The sequence below is a fragment of the Novosphingobium sp. GW821-FHT09E05 genome, from assembly GCF_059416165.1.
In genome coordinates, this window is the sequence record NZ_JBWKOQ010000001.1 from 476,787 (window position 1) to 493,806 (window position 17,020).

A 17,020-nucleotide genomic window follows, 5' to 3' on the forward strand; every position below is an offset into this window, starting at 1 on the left:
CGGAGATAGGCCGGGAGCATGACGATTTGTAGGGCCATGATCCGATTGACCTGATCGATTAAGGCGATCACAGGGCGATGGATTGTGCGGATGCGTCGATGAGACGCGGCCCCCGGCTGTCGTCAGGTAAGCGGCGCCTCGAGGGCAGTGACGCGGGCGACGTGCGCGATGATGTCCTCGTTCGCCGCGATGTCGGGGCGGGGCGAATCGACGTAGACCGCGACCGTGAATGCACCGCCGGCGGGGCTGTGGACGACGGCGATGTCATTGGTGGCGCCGGCGTAGTTCGTGCCGGGCTTGTTGCAGACGCTCCAGCCCGCGGGCAGCCCGGCACGGATACGCCGCGTGCCGTTGCGTTCGTGCTCCATCCAGCCGAGGAGTCGCCCGCGACCCGCTGCGGCGAGCAGTTCGGGACCCAGCAACAGGCGGCGCAGCGATCCGGCGACGGCGGCGGGGGTGGTGGTATCACGCAGGTCGCCCGGCGCGCCGACGTTGAGCTGCGGTTCGATCCTGTCGAGCCGGGAGGCCCGGTCGCCGAGCCGCCGGAAAGTCCGCGTCACGCCGGCAGGCCCGCCGACGAGATCGAGCAGCGCATTGGCCGCCGTATTGTCGCTGAGCTGGATGGCCGCCGCGCACAGGTCCTCCACCGACAGGAACGAAAGCGCCCCCGTCACCGGCGAATTGACCACCTTGCGGTCCTCTCGCAGGCCTATCCGCCGCGCCAGCAGGCCAGGGCTGGTTTCGGCGAGCTTGAGGACGGCGCCGACGAGGAACACCTTGAAGGTGGAGCACAGCAGGAACCGCTCGTCCGCCCGGTGCGACAGGACCACCCTGCCGTCCGCCGTCTGCATGACGGCGCCGATGCGGACCCCGTGCTGGCGTTCGAGGTCGCTGAGAGCGGCGAAGCGCGCTGCGGGCCTCGCTTCGACCCGGCCGGCGACCAGCGTGGCGGCGAGGGCGGCCATCACTGCGCGGCGGGTCAGCGCGCTCATGCCTGGCGCAGCAGCCGCACCAGCACCTCGTCCAGCGCGGAGAGGAACCGCGAGCGGTCCTGCTTGCCGAACGGGGGCGGCCCGCCGACGATATCGCCCCCGGCCCGCAGGTCCGCCATGATCGCGCGGGTGGCGATGGCGCTGCCGATCGAGGCGCTGGTGAAGGGCTTGCCGTTGGGGGCGACGACACTCGCGCCCAGCTTCAGGCAGCGGTCGGCGAGGAGGATGTCGGCGGTGATGATGACAGAGCCGGCGCCGTCCGCGCCTTCCACGGCCTCGACGATCCAATCGTCGGCGGCGTCGAAGGCATCGCTCACCACCTTGCGCGAGATGAGAGCGCTCTGCGGTACCCGGATCTGGCTGTTGCTGACCACGACCACAGCCACCTTGTGGCGAGCCGCGACCTTGTAGACCTCGTCCTTGACCGGGCAGGCGTCGGCATCGATCAGGATGCGGATCGTCATAGCCCTCTCCCCTTCGGGGTAGAGGGTTGGGAGAGGGCCTTTCGCTCCGGGTCACCCCTCTCAACTGCAGCAAGCTCGCAAGCGGGCAAGCCTGCGTATCTCTTCCCTGATGGGGAGAGAGCGGGCATCGCGCTCACCCGCACTGGCCCCTGTGGAGCAATTTGTGGTCGGCCAGCACCAGCGCCATCATCGCCTCGACCACCGGCACGCCGCGGATGCCGACGCAGGGGTCGTGGCGGCCCTTGGTGAACATCTCGGCCGCCGCGCCGTCGCGGGTTATGGTCTGCTGCGGGGTGAGGATCGAACTGGTCGGCTTGAAGGCGACGCGGCAGGTCACCGGCTGGCCGGTGGAGATCCCGCCGGCGATCCCGCCCGCATGGTTGGCGAGGAACTCGGGCGCGCCGTCGGGGCCTTCGCCGGAGGGCCGCATCGGGTCGGCGTTCTGCTCGCCCGAGAGACGCGCGGCAGCGAAGCCATCGCCGATCTCGATGCCCTTGACCGCATTGATGCCCATCATCGCGCTCGCGAGGTCGGCATCGAGCTTGCCGTACAAGGGCGCGCCCCAGCCGGCGGGGACGCCGCTGGCGTAACATTCCACCACCGCGCCGACCGACGAGCCGGACTTGCGGGCATCGTCGACGATCTTTTCCCAGCGCTTGGCGGCGGCCGGGTCGGGGCAGAAGAACGGGTTTTCGTGGATTTCGTGCTCGTCGAAGTTGCCCGGATCGATCATGTCGCCGGCGATCTCGGAAACGTAGGCGAGGATCTTCACCTCTGGGATGACCAGCCGCGCCACCGCGCCGGCCGCCACCCGGCTCGCCGTCTCACGCGCGGAGGAGCGGCCGCCGCCGCGATAGTCGCGGAACCCGTACTTGGCATCATAGGCGTAGTCGGCATGGCCGGGACGGTAGGCCAGCGCGACCTCGGAGTAATCCTTGGAGCGCTGGTCGACGTTCTCGATCATCAGGCTGATCGGGGTGCCGGTGGTCCGGCCCTCAAACACGCCCGAGAGGATGCGCACCGCGTCGGGCTCCTGTCGCTGCGTAGTGTACTTCGACTGCCCGGGCCGGCGCGCGTCGAGGAAGGGCTGGATCACGCCTTCGTCGATGGCGAGCCCCGGCGGGCACCCGTCGACGACGGCGCCGATGGCGGGCCCGTGGCTCTCGCCCCAGGTGGTGAAACGGAAAAGGCGTCCGAAGCTGTTCACGCTCATGGCCCGGGCCTTGTCGGCAAATGCGCGATTTGTCCAGTGGAGGGACCCGCCGCCCGGTTTGTGCCAGCCCGGGACGCATGCCTCCGCTCCGGCTGCAATCGTGTGAAAGAAGTGAAGCTTTGTGCTCGCAATGGACATTTTGGCGCTTGTCTGACGGCGCGAGCGGAGCAAAGGAGAGCCATGTTCCTCGTTCTCTTCCGCAACCGCAAGCGCGCCGATATCGATGCCGACGCCTACATTCATGACGCTGTGGCCATGGAGGTAATGGCCGCCGAGCAGCCGGGCTTCCTGCTGTTCCGCAGCTACACTGCCGACGATGGCGAAGTGCTCTCCATGTCCGAATGGGAAGACGCGGCGGCGGCGGCGGCATGGTCGCGCAATGCCGAGCACCTGCTGGTTCAGCGGCGCGGGCGCGACGAGTATTACGAGAGCTACACGCTCTATACGTGCGATTCGCCCAAGGTGCAGCGCTTCACCCTGAACGAGGACGTCGAGGCCTGATCGCCGTCGTCCCCGCAAGCGCGAGGACGGGTCTTTTCGTGTTGTAAACTCGCCATACCCAAGCGGCCCGCCTTCGTGTATCGCCATGCCCATGCAGGTGCGTTCGGTGCGTTTTCGCCTGCAATCCAGCTAGATACGCGAGAAGTCATGGCGATCGAAGTCTACGGCATCCCCAATTGCGACACGGTGAAGAAGGCGCGCGCCTGGCTTGGCGGCCAGAACGTCGCGTACACCTTCCACGACTTCAAGAAGGAAGGCGCGCAGCCTGAAAAGCTGGCGGCGTGGATCGATGCCGCCGGGCTCGACAAAGTGCTCAACCGCGCCGGCACGACTTTCCGCAAACTGCCCGAAGCCGACAAGGCCGACCTCGACACGGCCAAGGCGATCGCGCTGATGGTGGCCCATCCCAGCACGATCAAGCGGCCGGTGGTCGAGCATCCAGGTGGCATTCTCGTCGGCTTCAAGGAGGCGGAATGGGGTGCGGCGCTGCGCTGAGGCGACTGTGAATCCGATCGAGTGGATCGCGGCCGCCCTCGGTCTCGCCAACATTGCGCTGCTGGTGCGGCGCAGCGTGTGGAACTACCCCTTCGGCATGGCGATGGTAGCGCTCTACGGCCTCGTCTTCTTCGAGGCGCGGCTCTACGGCGAATCGGGCCTGCAACTGTTCTTCTTGGCGGCGCAGGCGTGGGGCTGGGCGCTCTGGGTGCGTGCCGCCAAGCTCGATAGCCTCGGTGACAGCCAGGTGCCCGTCCGTTGGCTCGGCAATTTCAGCCGCGTGGTCTGGATGACCGCGACGGCGGCTCTGGCGCTGAACCTCGGCTGGGTCATGCACCGCTTCACCGACGCCTCGCTGCCTTATGCCGACGCCGCGATCGCAGGAGCGAGCATCGCCGCGCAGATACTGCTCGGCTTGCGCCGGATCGAAAACTGGGTGTTATGGATCGCCATCGATGTCGCCTCGATCGCGGTCTACGTGACGAAGGGGCTGTGGCCCACCGCTGCGCTCTACGTGGTGTTCCTAGGCATGTCGGCGCTTGGGCTGCGCGAGTGGATCGCGGCTTACAGGAAGCAGCAGGGATGAAGACGGTCTGCCTCCACGGCGCCGAGAGCACCGGCAAGTCCGTGCTGTGCGAGCGGTTCCTGGTCGCGCGCGGCTGGCCGTTCGTGCCCGAATACGGGCGGTACTATTGCGAGGAGCACGGCATCGACCTCACCATGGCCGACCTCATCATCATCGCCGATGGGCAGGCCCGCTCCAACCGCCACGCCATGCGGGATGAGCCGCCGGTTCTGCTGCTCGATACCGACCAGCTGATGACCGCCGCCTGGGCGCAGATGCTGTTCGACGAAGTGCCCGACCAGTTGCTCGCCTACCCCAAGGCCGACCTCTACCTGCTGTTCGAAGCGGACGTGCCCTGGCGCGAGGACGGAACCCGTTTCTTCGGCGAGAATGACACCCGCGCTCGCTTCGCCGCGCTCTCCGAGGAGATGCTGCTGCGCGCAGGGGTGCCCTTCGTACGCATCGCCGGCTCGTGGGCCGAGCGTGAGGCGCAGGCCAGCGCTGCGATCGAGGAATTGCTGGCGGCGGGGTGAAAGCGGTAGGCCGGTGCGGTCATCTGCACCGCACCATCAAACTCCGTCACCCCCGCAGGCGGATGCCCCGCTTGATCTTTGCCGGCGAGCGAGAAGGAAGGGAGTCCCCGCCTGCGCGGGGACAACGGCTGTTGGCTACCCCCGTGACCGTTTCCACTCGCCCACCGGCGCCACGGGCAGGCCCACATCCGTCAGCCCCAGCACCCCAGACCGTGCCGCCTTAATCTGCGGGATCGCGCTGACGGCGGGGAGCGCGGTCATGATGTCCCAGTCGTGGTTCTTCCAGTGGTCGGCGGGGATCAGGCGCATGCGGGTGTCGATGCTGGGCTCGCCCTTGACGACGAGGTGGTACTGGTCGTCGTCGATGTCCCAGCCCTCGGTGAGCTTGCGGGTGAGATACCAGACCACGGTGATGGTTACGACCGTCTGGCCGCCCACCTTGCCGTGCCAGCCGCCGCGCAGTGCCGCGTTGGTCCCCTTGGCCATGCGCAGCCAGCCGAGGTCCACGTCCTCGGCGGCGGAGGCGTATTCGCAGAAGAATTCGATGTCATCGAAGGCGAGGCCCAGCGCCGCGCCGATGCGTTCGGCGGCGTCCTTGAACAGGATCAGCCAGGCCTGCGCGCGGTCCTTCAGCTCCGGGGTCATGCCGCCGTGCTCGCCGATGCCGAGGAAGCCCCAGGTCTCCAGCGATTCGTAGACCGAGCAGTCCGCCGATTCGGTGATGGCGACCGAGTCGACCTCGCGGCAGATCGCGGTGAGGCTGGTGACGACGGAGTTGATCCAGCCCGGGTTGATGCCGGTGATGTAGAGCGAGGAATTGCCCTTGGCGCAAGCCGCCTCCAGCCGCTCTTTCACCGGCCCTCGAATGCCGCCGACATTGAGGAACAGGTTAGTGGACACCACGTCGAGCCCGCTTTCCAAAAGGCGCACCGCCTGGTCGAGATCGGCCTCGAAGGGCGTGTAGAGCACGGTGTCGGCCCCCAGCGCGAGGAGCGCGTCGATGTCGTTGGTGGCCGCGATGCCGGTCGCCGGACGGCCGCAGAGTTCACCCGCATCCTCGCCCTTCTTGGCGTCCGACCAGGCGTAGCAGCCGACCAGTTCGAGGCGCGGATCGTCAAGCACCGCGCGCAGCGAATGCTTGCCGACCTTGCCCGTGGTCCACTGGATGACGCGCAGCTTGTCCATGTTCTCTCCCATTTTGCGGCGAGTGTTCCGCGAAGGGGAGGGGGAGGGTAGTTCCCGGCTGGGTACGTCTCGCCGTCGTCCCAGCGAAGGCTGGGACGACGGTACAGGTTGATCGGGCGTTCAGGCCTTCCGCGCCGTCACGATGTAGTTCAGCGACAGGTCTTCCGACAGGTGCAGGCCCTTCACCGGCGACCACGCGATGCCCCTCGGCTGGCCGAGGATGAGACCGGCACCTTCTGCCAGTTCGTGCAGTTCGTCAGGGGTCGGGAACTGGCTCCAGTCGTGGGTGCCGCGCGGGACCTGGCCAAGCCGCTCGGCGGCCTCGACCAGCAGCAGGCGCGAGGGGACGGTGCGGTTGGGGCAGGAGAGGATCATCAGCCCGTCCGGCGCCAGCGCGGCGGCGAGGCTGCCGAGGAACGCGGCCTTGTCGGTGACGTGCTCGATCACTTCCAGCGAGCAGACGAGGTCGAAGCCCGGCCCCATCACCTCTGGCCCCAGTGCGCCCAGTTCCCCGGCGCGGTAGTCGATCTCCAGCCCCATGCCTTTCGCATGCGCGCGCGCCGCCTCGATGTTCTCGGGCGCCGCATCGACGCCGGTCACGGCCGCGCCCATGCGCGCCAGCGGCTCGCACAGCAGTCCCGCCCCGCAGCCCGCATCGAGCGCGCGCTTGCCGGACAGGGGGCGCAGGCTGCGCGATTCGCAGGCGAAATGCGCGTCGATCGCCTCGCGGATGAAGGCGAGGCGCACCGGGTTCAGCCGGTGGAGCATAGCCGACGAGCCCTTGGGATCCCACCACTCGGCGGCCAGTGCGCCGAAGTGTGCGGCCTCCTTCGGATCGATTGTTGCGCGATTGGTGGTCATCGTTGCAGTTGCATTGTCCATGGGACCCTCCTAACAGCGCGCCCGACTGTTATCCATCCTCGGGCAGGAGCTAGAGCGCCTTGGCACGTATCGTGATGAAATTCGGCGGCACTTCGATGGCCGGCACCGAGCGCATCCGGCGCGTGGCGGGAATCGTCAAGCGCCAGCAGGAAGCGGGCCACGAGGTCGCCGTCGTCGTCTCGGCCATGTCCGGCGAGACCGACCGCCTCGTCAACTTCTGCCGCGAGGCCAACGCCCTTTACGATCCGGCCGAGTACGACGTCGTCGTCGCCTCGGGCGAACAGGTCACCTCGGGCCTCCTGGCGCTGACGCTGCAGGCGATCGGCTGCAAGGCGCGGTCGTGGCAGGGCTGGCAGGTGCCGATCAAGACCGACGACGCCCACGCCAAGGCCCGCATCGAGGACATCGATTCGGATGCGCTGATCGCCTCGATGGCGGCCGGCGAGATCGCCGTGATCCCGGGCTTCCAGGGCGTCTCGCCGCAGGGCCGCGTGACCACGCTGGGCCGCGGCGGCTCCGACACCTCGGCGGTGGCCGTGGCGGCGGCGGTCAAGGCCGACCGCTGCGACATCTACACCGACGTCGACGGCGTCTACACCACCGACCCGCGCATCGTCGCCAAGGCGCGCAAGCTGCCGCTGGTGACCTACGAGGAAATGCTCGAACTGGCCTCGGTCGGCTCCAAGGTGCTGCAGACCCGCTCGGTCAGCCTCGCCATGAAGGAGAACGTGCGCGTGCAGGTGCTCTCCTCGTTCATCGACGAGAGCGCGCCGGCCGCCGATACCATCCCCGGAACCCTGATTGTCAGCGACGAAGAACTAGAGGGAAGCGACATGGAACGTCAGCTCATCACCGGCATCGCCGCCGACAAGAACGAAGCCAAGATCACCCTGACCCGCATCGCCGACCGTCCTGGCGCGGTGGCGTCGATCTTCGCGCCGCTCGCGGATTCGAACATCAACGTCGACATGATCATCCAGAACGTCGCCAAGGACCAGGGCGAGACCGACGTCACCTTCACGGTGCCGCTGGCCGACCTCGCCCGCGCGCAGGCGATGCTGGAAGAGCGCAAGGAAGCGATCGGCTTCTACCGCATGATCGCCGAAGGCAACGTCGCCAAGATCAGCGTCGTGGGTGTCGGTATGCGCAGCCATGCAGGCGTTGCGGCGACCATGTTCAAGACGCTGGCCGACCGTGGCATCAACATCATCGCCATCTCGACCAGCGAGATCAAGGTCTCGGTCCTGATCGACACCGACGAGACCGAACTGGCCGTGCGCGTGCTGCACACCGCCTACGGGCTCGACGCGGCAGCCTGATTTCGGCGTGAACGGCGGCGCGGTCAGTCGTCGTCGCCCGTTGCCGCGTCCCGCCATATGCGGTCGACTGCTTCGGCGGCCTGCGTGACCTGCGCGGCGTCGATCATCGCGATGATCTGGGCAGGGCGGTTCTCGTCCTTGCGGGTGTGCGGTGAAAAGGCGAGGGGAATGAGCAGGCGCCGCGCGCTTGCTGCGTCGTCCTTGCGCAGGTTCTCGCGGATCATGGCCCAGGCGATGTCCTGGTTCTCCGGTGCCAGTTCGCGCGCGCGGTGGAGCCCGAGGACCGCACTCTCCGGTGGCTGCTGTCCGGCGAAGACATAGCTGACATAGAAGCGGTAGAAGGGCTCGGCCGCGTTGGGCGCGGCGCGGTTGGCGCGGGCGAACCACTTTCGGCCCGCCGCCCATCCTGCCGGATCCGCAGGGTTGGCGTCGATGGCGCGGCCCGTGACGATGCGGCCCTTCACCAGCAGCGCGGCAGCGGAAGTCGGATCGATGGCCAGAGCGCGGTCCGCCTGCTGCTCCGCCTCGTCGTAATGCTTGGCCACGAGGCTCGCCTCGGAGAGCATGGCCAGGGCCCTGGCATCATCGTTGTACGCCTTCGCCAGCTTTGCGGCTTTGACCGAGACGTTCTTGCCGTAGCCCCGCGCGATGCCGCGGTGAGCCTGCAGCCATAGCAGCAGGGTGTTGCCCTCGCCTTCGGACAGGCTGCGCATGGTGATTGCGGGGGTGGTCCTGGCGGCGGGCACGCGCACGGGTGCGATGTCGGCGCGGATGTAGCGGTCGAGTTCGCGGTCGAAGGCGTCGAAGTCACCGAAGACTTGCTGGGCGGCCTGCAGGCTGGGCGTTCCCGAGGCCATCGCGGCAAGATAGCGACTCAACTGGCCCGACCGTTCGGGACGGACCATCAGGTAATGTGTGAGCAGCCAGGCTCGGCCGTAAGTCTGGTTCGCATCATCACCGTAGCCGTGGATTTCGGGAGCGACGAGCTTGCGCATCGGCAGCGGCGTATTGCGCAGCAGCGACCCGCCCCGATAGTTCGCGGGATACCCGATCCGGATCGCGCCGTCGTCTGCGAAGGTGGCGTTGGCGTTGAACTCGGCAAAACCCTCGACGTACCAGTAGGGATAGGCGCTGGGCGTGTTCGCAAGCATGAAATGGTGGCTGTATTCGTGCAGGAGCAGCGCCTGAGAGTTGAGGTAACCGACCTTCTGGTATTTCTCCTTCTCCGCCTGGAGAGTGATGACCGTGATCGTAGGGCTGTCGAGCCGGCGGCTATACCAGCCCAGCACGCCTGAATAGGCGCATCCGCAGGCCATGGCGAACGGCTCCGGTTCAAGCGCGTAGATGGTGACGGGCCGGTCGTGTCGTTCGGGGGTGTCGGGAATGGCGTAGAGGCGGCGCAGCGCTATGTCGAAGCGCTCCAGCCGCTCGGCAAAGTCTCGCGCGCGCTGCTCCGTGCTGTCGATGACCAGTACGAAGTGATCGGTACGCGCCTCGAGCCACTCTGCGCGCGCAGGCGATACAGCTACTGCCGCCGCCATGGCGGCGCCCACGATAGTCTTGAAATGTTTCACCGCTGGCCCCCGCCAATACTTTGCGGAAGCGACCATACCCGCTGTTTTTCCAGCGTAAAGCGCCCGTCTACGCAGGCTGGTAAATCCGCGAAAGCGTCTCGGAGACGATGCCCTATGCGCGCGAACGAGTGCGTCGAGGCATCGAGGTGTCCCGCCGCCGGAGGGAGGCGGCGGGACAGGGAGGCTCAGTCCGCCAGCTCGGGCTGGGGGGAGAGCTGCGGGCTGACGCTCATGCTCAGGGCCGCCGCCACGCCCGCGCCATAGGCAGGGTCGCAGCGAGTGCAGTTGTCGATGTGGCGCTGCTTGATGAACGCGGGGGCATCACCCATGGCGCGGGCAGTATTCTCGAACAGACGCTGGTGCTGGGCTGCGTCCATCAGCTGGAACAGCGCCCGCGGCTGGCTGTAGTAGTCGTCGTCATCCTCGCGGAAGTTCCAGAAGTCGGCATTGCCGTCGATCTTCATTGGCGGCTCACGGAATTCGCCCTGCCCCTGCCACTGGCCGAAGGAGTTCGGGTGGTAATGCGGCAAGCCCCCGTAGTTGCCATCGACCCGGCCCTGTCCGTCGCGGTGGTTGTTGAACACCGGACAGCGCGCGGCGTTCACCGGGATCTGGTGGTGGTTGACCCCCAGCCGGTAGCGCTGCGCGTCCGAGTAGGCGAACAGCCGCGCCTGGAGCATCTTGTCGGGCGAGACACCGATGCCGGGCACCAGGTTCGAGGGCGAGAAGGCGCTCTGCTCGACGTCGGCGAAGAAGTTCTCCGGGTTGCGGTTGAGCTCCATCACGCCGACCTCGATCAGCGGGTAGACCTTCTGCGACCAGACCTTGGTGAGATCGAACGGGTGGAACCCGCAGGTCGCGGCCTCTTCCTCGGCCATGACCTGGATCTTGACCGTCCACCTGGGGAAATCGCCGCGCTCGATCGCGTCGTAGAGATCGCGCTGGTTCGATTCGCGGTCACCTGCCACCACGTCCGCGGCCTCGGCGTCTGTGAGGTGGGCGTGGCCCTGCTGGGTCTTGAAGTGGAATTTCACCCAGAAACGCCCGCCGGCCTCGTTGTAGAGCGAGTAGGTGTGGCTGGAGAAGCCGTCCATGTGGCGGTAGCTGCGCGGGATGCCCCGGTCGCCCATCACGTAGGTTACCTGGTGCAGCGCCTCGGGCAGAAGGGTCCAGAAGTCCCAGTTGTTGCGGGCGGAACGCAGATTGGTGCGCGGGTCGCGCTTCACCGCCTTGTTCAGGTCGGCGAACTGACGCGGGTCGCGCACGAAGAAGACCGGCGTGTTGTTGCCGACCATGTCCCAGTTGCCTTCCTCGGTGTAGAACTTGACCGCGAACCCGCGGATATCGCGTTCGGCATCCGCTGCGCCGCGCTCGCCGGCGACGGTGGTGAAGCGGGCGAACAGCTCGACCTGCTTGCCGACCTCTCCCAGGAACTTCGCGCGGGTGTACCGGCTGACGTCACCCGTGACGGTGAAGGTGCCGAACGCGCCCGAGCCCTTGGCGTGCATGCGCCGTTCGGGGATCACCTCGCGGTTGAGGTTGGCCAGCTTTTCCAGCAGCCATACGTCCTGCATGAGCAGCGGCCCGCGCGGGCCGGCGGTCATCGAGTTCGAAGCATCGACGACGGGTGCGCCGAACGCCGTGGTGAGCGGGGTACGTACGAGGCCATCGGCGCCTTCGCCGTAAGGGCACTGGCCCTTGGGGGGATTCGATCCGTTCATCGCTGAACTCCTTGGTTTGCCGCGCCGCCGGCGCGGCGGAAACGGGTTGCCCATAGGTCTACCGAACGAGGAACCGGGGGAGAAGCTATACGAACATCTATCTGTGATCGGAAAAAGCGATCGAATTTGGACTTCGGATGAGCGTTTTGGCGGTCAGTCTCCCTGGCGCAGCGCGGCGAGCGCATCGACGAGCGCACCCTGGGCGGCACGTACTCCGTCGGCATCGCCAGCATTGGCGGCCGCGCGCAAACTGGTTGCCTGGATGCGCAGCTGCACACTGATCTGCTCGGGAATCCGGGGCGCAAGCAACGCGATGCCGCGCTCGACATGATCGATGGCCGGCTTCGAAAAACCCGCGACGGCCGTCATGGCAATTCGAAGTGGCCCCTCGATGTCGAGGATATCCTCGAAGAGCTCGCCGCTGTCGCGGACAATGGCCCAATCGTCCTGTGCCGTGGTTGTAGGCACCACGCTCCCTGCTTCATTCGCGCCGCTCTGCGGCTTGTCGTCCTTCAACATCTGGATCCCCTGCTGAATTCACCCCAATTCTGCGGCAATTAAACTGCCCTGTCGTCCCCCGGTTCCGCCGCTCGCCGCTTGTAAGGGGCGATTCGTCATCCTATGGCGCTGACCTGTAGAAAACCCGGGCTATGGGAGCCTCGATGACCGCCTATACCAAGACTTCCGCCCTGATGGCGCGGGGATGCGAATTCCTCGGCAGCGAAACCGCGATCCTGTGCGGCGCCATGTCCTGGGTGTCGGAACGCAACCTCGTCTCGGCGATCAGCAACGCGGGAGGCTTCGGCGTGATCGCCTGCGGAGCGATGACCCCAGCACTGCTCGACGGCGAGATCGTGGGCACGAAGGCACTGACCGCCAGGCCCTTCGGCGTCAACCTCATCACCATGCATCCGGACCTGTTCGAGCTGATCGAGGTCTGCGCCAAGCACGGCGTCACCCACGTCGTGCTGGCCGGCGGCATCCCGCCGAAGGGCAGCGTCGAGGCGATCAAGGCCAGCGGCGCCAAGGTCATCTGCTTCGCGCCGACGCTGGCGCTGGGCAAAAAGCTGCTGCGCTCGGGCGCCGACGCGCTGGTGATCGAGGGCTCCGAGGCCGGGGGCCACATCGGTCCGGTCTCGACCTCGGTGCTGGCGCAGGAAATCCTGCCGACGCTGGCGGCCGACCATCTTGTCTTCGTCGCCGGCGGCATCGGCCGGGGCGAGGCGATTGCGGGCTACCTTGAAATGGGCGCCGCCGGCGTGCAGCTCGGCACGCGCTTCGCCTGCGCCACCGAATCGGTCGCCCACCCGGACTTCAAGAGGGCCTTCTTCCGCGCCTCGGCGCGCGAGGCCGTCGCGTCGGTCCAGGTCGACCCGCGGCTGCCGGTAATCCCGGTGCGCGCGCTCAAGAACAAGGGCACCGAGGAATTCACCGCCAAGCAGGTCGCGGTGGCCAAGTTGCTCGACGCCGGCGAAGTCGACATGGGCGAGGCGCAGCTGCAGATTGAGCGTTTCTGGGCCGGCGCCCTGCGCCGCGCCGCGATCGACGGCGACATCGAGAGCGGCTCGATCATGGCCGGCCAGTCGGTCGGCATGGTCACCAAGGAGGAGCCGGTGGCCGAGATCATCGCCGCGCTGCTGGCCGAGAGCGAGGCGGCGCTGACCAACCGCGCCGGCGCGCCCGCCATCGCGGCTGCCTGAGGAGAGGCGCGCCATGGCCGAGCCGATGATCCTGGCGCTGTCGTGCGCCGACCGTCCGGGCATCGTCGCCCGGGTGACCGGCTACCTCGCGCAGTCCGGCTGCAACATCATCGAGGCGCAGCAGTTCGACGACCTCGCCGAGGGCCGCTTCTTCATGCGCGTGGCCTTCGATCCGGGCACGTCCGACCGCGAGGAAATCCGCGAGGGCTTCGGGCCGATCGCGCACGAGTACGGCATGGCCTGGTCGATGCTGCGCCGCGACCGGCCGCGCCGGGTGCTGCTGATGGTCAGCAAATTCGACCACTGCCTAGCCGACCTGCTCTACCGACACCGCATCGGCGAGATCGCGATGGAGATCGTCGGCGTCGTCTCGAACCATCCGCGCGAGGCGATCAACACGCTGATGCTCGGCGACATTCCGTTCCACTACCTGCCGGTGGCGAAGGACAACAAGGCCGCGCAGGAAGCGCAGGTCCGCGCGCTGGTCGAGCAAACCCGCGCCGAACTGGTCGTGCTGGCGCGCTACATGCAGATCCTCTCGGACGAGATGGCGGTGTTCCTCTCGGGCCGCTGCATCAACATCCACCACTCGTTCCTGCCCGGTTTCAAGGGCGCCAAGCCCTACCACCAGGCCCACGCGCGCGGCGTGAAGATGATCGGCGCCACCGCGCACTACGTCACCGCCGACCTCGACGAAGGCCCGATCATCCATCAGGACGTCGAAGCCGTGACCCACGCCGACACCCCCGACGACATGGTCCGCAAGGGCCGCGACATCGAGCGCCGCGTGCTGGCCGAGGCGGTACGCCTGCACCTCGAGGACCGCGTGCTGACCAACGGCTCGCGCACGGTGGTGTTCAGGAGCTGAGGCGGGGCGGCTTTGGGCCTGCCCGGCGCATAAGCCACACCCCGTCCAAATAACACCCCGTCGCCCCCGCGAAGGCGGGGGCCCCGCTTTCCTTCCGGCTGGCCGTGAGGTCGAAGGTACAAGCGGGATCCCCGCCTGCGCGGGGATGACGAAAAAGGGGGCGCTCGATAGCCGTCCAGCCTCGTTCCAACCTTGCCCCCATGCGCGCCTTGCGCGACACTCGCCCGCAAGAAACACGGGAGAGCATCATGCAGGTCAGCGGCCTAGATCACGTCAACATCCTGACCGACGATCTCGAAACCACCGCCAGCTTCTACGAGCGCGTGCTGGGTTTCCGGCGGGGCAAGAACCCGTCGGTCGCCATGGGCATCGCCGGCTACTGGATGCACGACGGCGCCGACCAGCCCATCGTCCACCTCGTCGACCGCCTCACCGGCGGGCCGCGCTACGACGCCTACCACCCCGGCTCGCCTACCAACGCGCTGCACCACGTCGCGCTGCGCTGCCAGGGCTTCGCCGAAACTCGCGAGCGGCTGGAAAGCCTGGGCGTCGAGCACCGCGTCAACGACCTTCAGCACATCGGCCTCAAGCAGATCTTCCTCGTCGATCCCAACGCGGTGAACCTGGAACTCAACTTCAACGGGGATTGAGCGCGCCTATCCCTCGATCATCAGCGTCCCCAGCAGGCCGCCGTCCACCGCGAGGCTCTGCGCGGTGACGTGGCTGGCGTCGTCGGAGAGCAGGAAGGCGGCGACATTGGCGGCTTCCCCGGACGTGCCGATGCGCTTCTGCGGCACGCGGGAAGCCATCTGCGCGCGGAAGCTGTCGGGCAAGCCCTCAAGGATCGGGGTGTCGATGAAGCCGGGGTTGATAACGTTGCAGCGCACCCCGTGCGGGGCCGCCTCCATGGCCACGGCCCGCGCGATGCCGAGCGCGGCGTGCTTGCTGGCGAGGTAGCCGACGTTGCCGGCCATGCCGGTCTCGGCCGCGAGGCTGCCGGTGATGACGATCGCCCCGCGCCTCCGCGCGGTCATCGCCGGCAGGAGGTGGCGGATCGTCCAGAACAGCGAGGTGGTGTTCACCCGCATCACCGCCTCGAACGCTTCGTCGGTGTAGTCGGCGGCGGGCGCGAACAGGCCGCCGATTCCGGCGTTGAGGAACAGGCCGTCGATCGGGCCGGAACGGGCGATGGCCTCGTCCAGAGCGGCGAGGATGGCGGCCTTGTCGCCGACGTCGGCGGCGATCCAGCGGGCGGCGGGGCCGATCTTCGCCGCCTCAGACTCCAGCATTTCGGCGCGGCGAGCGATCATCGTCACGGTGCCGCCGAGCCCGGCAATGCGCGTGGCGGCGGCGAGGCCGATCCCGCTCGACGCGCCGGTTATGACGACATGCTGTCCGGTGAAATCCATGCCCGGCGCTCTCCCACCCCTGCTTTTTGTGTCAACAAGGATGACTTAAGGACGGGTTAGTGTCCATGTAGCGTGAAACGAGCGCCGAAAGGCGAAGGGGCTCGCCTCCGGCGCGATCGCTGGCTAGGCTGCCGGGCAGCGGGACTTTGGAGAGCGAATGCATGTGTGACGACCTGACGCCGGAAGAAATGCGCTCCCAGCGCCTAGCGGGTCTCAACCGCCGCGAATTCGCCGTGCTGGGCGCGAGCGCCGCGCTCGCCGGCTGCGCGTCCACGGTCGCGGCCGAGGGCGGCGGCGCGGTGACCGAGCGGATGGTCTCGATCACCACGAAGGACGGCGTGTGCGACGCCTTCTTCGTCCACCCCGGCAAGGGCGCGCACCCCGGCGTGATCATGTGGCCCGACATCGCGGGCCTGCGCGACGTGAAGAAGATCATGGCCCGCAGCCTCGCCGCGCAGGGCTATGCGGTCCTGGTGGTGAACCCGTATTACCGCTCCGGCCCCTCGCCGATCATGCGCAGCTTCTCCGAATTCCGCACGCCCGAGGGTCAGGCGAAGGTCGCGCCGATGCGCGCCTTGCTCACCCCCGATGCGATCACCCGCGATGCCGAGGCTTATGTCGGCTTCCTCGACCGGCAGGACGTGGTCGACAAGAAGCGCAAGATCGGCAGCAACGGCTACTGCATGGGCGGCCCCTTCACCGTGCGCACCGCCGCCGCCGTTCCGGCGCGCGTGGGCGCGGCGGCCTCGCTCCACGGCGCCGGGCTCGCGACCGACGATGCCGACAGCCCGCACCGCCTGCTCGCCAGGACCAGGGCCGGCTACCTCTTCGCCCTCGCCCGCAACGACGATGCCAAGCAGCCCGACCAGAAGGGTAAGCTGCGCGAGGCCGCGGACGCCGCGGGCCGCCCGGCGCAGGTCGAGGTTTACGCTGCCGACCACGGATGGTGCGTGCCCGATTCCCCCGCCTACGACCCAACCGAGGCCGACCGCGCCTGGCAGCACATGCTGACGCTTTTCGCCACGCTCTGAACGCGGCGGCGCATCCCTCTGGATTCGTAGCCTTTCAGGCCCATATCTGCGCTCGAAGGAGTCCAGCGATGACCGACAAGATTGAACTCACCGACGCCGAATGGCGCGACCGCCTGACGCCCGAGCAGTACCATGTCCTGCGCGAGGCGGGGACCGAGCGCGCCTTCACCGGCAAGTACGAGAAGAACAAGCAGGAAGGCCTGTATACCTGCGCCGGCTGCGGCGCCCCGCTGTTCGCGTCCGACACCAAGTACAATTCGGGTTCGGGCTGGCCGAGCTATACCGCGCCCGTGGCGGACGGCGCGGTCGAGCAGCACCGCGACGTCTCGCACGGCATGGTCCGCGTCGAGGTGAACTGCGCCAGGTGCGAAGGCCATCTCGGCCATGTCTTCCCCGACGGGCCCGGCCCCGAGGGCCTGCGCTACTGCATCAACAGCGCGTCGCTCGATTTCGAGCCCAAGGACTGAGGCGCGTGCCCCACCACCGTCGACGCAGTCGGTGGTGGTGGGGGCAACTTGCGTGTTCACCTCGGGTTACAAATCCCCATGCAAGGTGTAGAGCGACCGGA

19 protein-coding genes are annotated in these 17,020 nt (G+C 67.5%); 10 read left to right on the forward strand and 9 right to left on the reverse strand.

All coding sequences use genetic code 11. The features are described 5' to 3' along the window. Positions 1 to 122: 122 nt before the first annotated feature. The 3 genes from bla to aroC all read right to left on the reverse strand — a co-directional run bounded on the left by bla (position 123) and on the right by aroC (position 2,669). Complete coding sequence (gene bla, locus AC07M9_RS02300; protein WP_494880983.1) at positions 123 to 992, reverse strand: class A beta-lactamase; 870 nt, start codon at positions 990 to 992, stop codon at positions 123 to 125. Then, positions 989 to 1,450, reverse strand: a complete 462-nt coding sequence (locus AC07M9_RS02305; protein WP_494883869.1) for a YaiI/YqxD family protein — start codon at positions 1,448 to 1,450, stop codon at positions 989 to 991. The genes bla and AC07M9_RS02305 overlap by 4 nt, the downstream gene beginning before the upstream one ends. 139 nt (positions 1,451 to 1,589) lie before the next feature. Next, positions 1,590 to 2,669, reverse strand: a complete 1,080-nt coding sequence (aroC, locus tag AC07M9_RS02310) for a chorismate synthase (RefSeq protein ID WP_494880984.1) — start codon at positions 2,667 to 2,669, stop codon at positions 1,590 to 1,592. A 180-nt stretch (positions 2,670 to 2,849) separates the two neighbouring features. On the opposite strand from aroC, the gene AC07M9_RS02315 reads away from it, so the two are divergent. From AC07M9_RS02315 to AC07M9_RS02330, 4 genes are all read left to right on the forward strand, one after another. Then, positions 2,850 to 3,170 carry an antibiotic biosynthesis monooxygenase family protein gene (locus tag AC07M9_RS02315; RefSeq protein ID WP_494880985.1) on the forward strand — a complete coding sequence of 107 codons (321 nt, stop codon included), beginning with the start codon at positions 2,850 to 2,852 and terminating at the stop codon, positions 3,168 to 3,170. A gap of 147 nt (positions 3,171 to 3,317) precedes the next feature. Then, a complete protein-coding gene (locus AC07M9_RS02320; protein ID WP_494880987.1) occupies positions 3,318 to 3,665 on the forward strand; it encodes an arsenate reductase in 348 nt (115 codons plus the stop codon). A 7-nt stretch (positions 3,666 to 3,672) separates the two neighbouring features. Next, positions 3,673 to 4,251: a nicotinamide riboside transporter PnuC gene (gene pnuC / locus AC07M9_RS02325; RefSeq protein WP_494880989.1), complete on the forward strand. Its 579-nt coding sequence runs from the start codon at positions 3,673 to 3,675 to the stop codon at positions 4,249 to 4,251. Further along, positions 4,248 to 4,763 carry an AAA family ATPase gene (locus AC07M9_RS02330; protein ID WP_494880991.1) on the forward strand — a complete coding sequence of 172 codons (516 nt, stop codon included), beginning with the start codon at positions 4,248 to 4,250 and terminating at the stop codon, positions 4,761 to 4,763. The genes pnuC and AC07M9_RS02330 overlap by 4 nt, the downstream gene beginning before the upstream one ends. 135 nt (positions 4,764 to 4,898) lie before the next feature. On the opposite strand, the gene AC07M9_RS02335 is transcribed toward AC07M9_RS02330, so the two are convergent. Both AC07M9_RS02335 and ubiG read right to left on the reverse strand, forming a co-directional pair. Next, positions 4,899 to 5,948, reverse strand: coding sequence for an NAD(P)H-dependent amine dehydrogenase family protein (locus AC07M9_RS02335; protein WP_494880993.1), 1,050 nt, complete (start codon positions 5,946 to 5,948; stop codon positions 4,899 to 4,901). A 120-nt stretch (positions 5,949 to 6,068) separates the two neighbouring features. Further along, on the reverse strand, positions 6,069 to 6,830 hold the full coding sequence (ubiG, locus tag AC07M9_RS02340) for a bifunctional 2-polyprenyl-6-hydroxyphenol methylase/3-demethylubiquinol 3-O-methyltransferase UbiG (RefSeq protein WP_494880995.1): 762 nt from the start codon (positions 6,828 to 6,830) through the stop codon (positions 6,069 to 6,071). A 59-nt stretch (positions 6,831 to 6,889) separates the two neighbouring features. Between ubiG and AC07M9_RS02345 the strand changes: the two genes are divergently transcribed. Then, positions 6,890 to 8,149 (forward strand): aspartate kinase, encoded by a 1,260-nt coding sequence (locus tag AC07M9_RS02345; RefSeq protein ID WP_007681676.1) that lies wholly within the window; start codon positions 6,890 to 6,892, stop codon positions 8,147 to 8,149. A 23-nt stretch (positions 8,150 to 8,172) separates the two neighbouring features. Here the strand turns inward: AC07M9_RS02345 and AC07M9_RS02350 are convergent, their stop codons facing one another. The 3 genes from AC07M9_RS02350 to AC07M9_RS02360 form a co-directional block, all read right to left on the reverse strand. Then, the gene (locus AC07M9_RS02350; RefSeq protein ID WP_494880998.1) at positions 8,173 to 9,723 is read right to left on the reverse strand and encodes a tetratricopeptide repeat protein; all 1,551 of its coding nucleotides are present in this window, start codon (positions 9,721 to 9,723) and stop codon (positions 8,173 to 8,175) included. Positions 9,724 to 9,908: 185 nt separating this feature from the next. Further along, positions 9,909 to 11,444 carry a catalase gene (locus AC07M9_RS02355; protein ID WP_494880999.1) on the reverse strand — a complete coding sequence of 512 codons (1,536 nt, stop codon included), beginning with the start codon at positions 11,442 to 11,444 and terminating at the stop codon, positions 9,909 to 9,911. Positions 11,445 to 11,597: 153 nt separating this feature from the next. After that, positions 11,598 to 11,963, reverse strand: coding sequence for a hypothetical protein (locus AC07M9_RS02360; RefSeq protein WP_494881000.1), 366 nt, complete (start codon positions 11,961 to 11,963; stop codon positions 11,598 to 11,600). Positions 11,964 to 12,106: 143 nt separating this feature from the next. Between AC07M9_RS02360 and AC07M9_RS02365 the strand changes: the two genes are divergently transcribed. The 3 genes from AC07M9_RS02365 to AC07M9_RS02375 all read left to right on the forward strand — a co-directional run bounded on the left by AC07M9_RS02365 (position 12,107) and on the right by AC07M9_RS02375 (position 14,662). Beyond that, positions 12,107 to 13,144 (forward strand): NAD(P)H-dependent flavin oxidoreductase, encoded by a 1,038-nt coding sequence (locus AC07M9_RS02365; RefSeq protein ID WP_494881001.1) that lies wholly within the window; start codon positions 12,107 to 12,109, stop codon positions 13,142 to 13,144. A gap of 13 nt (positions 13,145 to 13,157) precedes the next feature. Further along, a complete protein-coding gene (purU, locus tag AC07M9_RS02370) occupies positions 13,158 to 14,012 on the forward strand; it encodes a formyltetrahydrofolate deformylase (RefSeq protein ID WP_494881003.1) in 855 nt (284 codons plus the stop codon). 248 nt (positions 14,013 to 14,260) lie between these two features. Further along, positions 14,261 to 14,662 carry a VOC family protein gene (locus tag AC07M9_RS02375; protein WP_494881004.1) on the forward strand — a complete coding sequence of 134 codons (402 nt, stop codon included), beginning with the start codon at positions 14,261 to 14,263 and terminating at the stop codon, positions 14,660 to 14,662. Positions 14,663 to 14,668: 6 nt separating this feature from the next. Here AC07M9_RS02375 and AC07M9_RS02380 read toward each other — a convergent pair whose 3' ends face one another. After that, the gene (locus tag AC07M9_RS02380; RefSeq protein ID WP_494881005.1) at positions 14,669 to 15,421 is read right to left on the reverse strand and encodes an SDR family NAD(P)-dependent oxidoreductase; all 753 of its coding nucleotides are present in this window, start codon (positions 15,419 to 15,421) and stop codon (positions 14,669 to 14,671) included. 161 nt (positions 15,422 to 15,582) lie between these two features. Here AC07M9_RS02380 and AC07M9_RS02385 point away from each other — a divergent pair, with 161 nt between their 5' ends. Next, positions 15,583 to 16,452, forward strand: a complete 870-nt coding sequence (locus AC07M9_RS02385) for a dienelactone hydrolase family protein (RefSeq protein ID WP_494881006.1) — start codon at positions 15,583 to 15,585, stop codon at positions 16,450 to 16,452. 68 nt (positions 16,453 to 16,520) lie between these two features. Beyond that, positions 16,521 to 16,919, forward strand: coding sequence for a peptide-methionine (R)-S-oxide reductase MsrB (gene msrB, locus AC07M9_RS02390; RefSeq protein ID WP_494881008.1), 399 nt, complete (start codon positions 16,521 to 16,523; stop codon positions 16,917 to 16,919). Positions 16,920 to 17,020 lie beyond the last annotated feature (101 nt).

Excerpts from the sequence above, each read along its gene's own strand:
- bla (WP_494880983.1), bottom strand. The coding sequence starts at position 992 with ATGAGCGCGCTGACCCGCCGCGCAGTGATGGCCGCCCTCGCCGCCACG.
- aroC (WP_494880984.1), bottom strand. The coding sequence starts at position 2,669 with ATGAGCGTGAACAGCTTCGGACGCCTTTTCCGTTTCACCACCTGGGGC.
- AC07M9_RS02315 (WP_494880985.1), top strand. The coding sequence starts at position 2,850 with ATGTTCCTCGTTCTCTTCCGCAACCGCAAGCGCGCCGATATCGATGCC.
- AC07M9_RS02320 (WP_494880987.1), top strand. The coding sequence starts at position 3,318 with ATGGCGATCGAAGTCTACGGCATCCCCAATTGCGACACGGTGAAGAAG.
- AC07M9_RS02330 (WP_494880991.1), top strand. The coding sequence starts at position 4,248 with ATGAAGACGGTCTGCCTCCACGGCGCCGAGAGCACCGGCAAGTCCGTG.
- AC07M9_RS02335 (WP_494880993.1), bottom strand. The coding sequence starts at position 5,948 with ATGGACAAGCTGCGCGTCATCCAGTGGACCACGGGCAAGGTCGGCAAG.
- ubiG (WP_494880995.1), bottom strand. The coding sequence starts at position 6,830 with ATGGACAATGCAACTGCAACGATGACCACCAATCGCGCAACAATCGAT.
- AC07M9_RS02355 (WP_494880999.1), bottom strand. The coding sequence starts at position 11,444 with ATGAACGGATCGAATCCCCCCAAGGGCCAGTGCCCTTACGGCGAAGGC.
- AC07M9_RS02360 (WP_494881000.1), bottom strand. The coding sequence starts at position 11,963 with ATGTTGAAGGACGACAAGCCGCAGAGCGGCGCGAATGAAGCAGGGAGC.
- AC07M9_RS02365 (WP_494881001.1), top strand. The coding sequence starts at position 12,107 with ATGACCGCCTATACCAAGACTTCCGCCCTGATGGCGCGGGGATGCGAA.
- purU (WP_494881003.1), top strand. The coding sequence starts at position 13,158 with ATGGCCGAGCCGATGATCCTGGCGCTGTCGTGCGCCGACCGTCCGGGC.
- AC07M9_RS02375 (WP_494881004.1), top strand. The coding sequence starts at position 14,261 with ATGCAGGTCAGCGGCCTAGATCACGTCAACATCCTGACCGACGATCTC.
- AC07M9_RS02380 (WP_494881005.1), bottom strand. The coding sequence starts at position 15,421 with ATGGATTTCACCGGACAGCATGTCGTCATAACCGGCGCGTCGAGCGGG.
- AC07M9_RS02385 (WP_494881006.1), top strand. The coding sequence starts at position 15,583 with ATGTGTGACGACCTGACGCCGGAAGAAATGCGCTCCCAGCGCCTAGCG.
- msrB (WP_494881008.1), top strand. The coding sequence starts at position 16,521 with ATGACCGACAAGATTGAACTCACCGACGCCGAATGGCGCGACCGCCTG.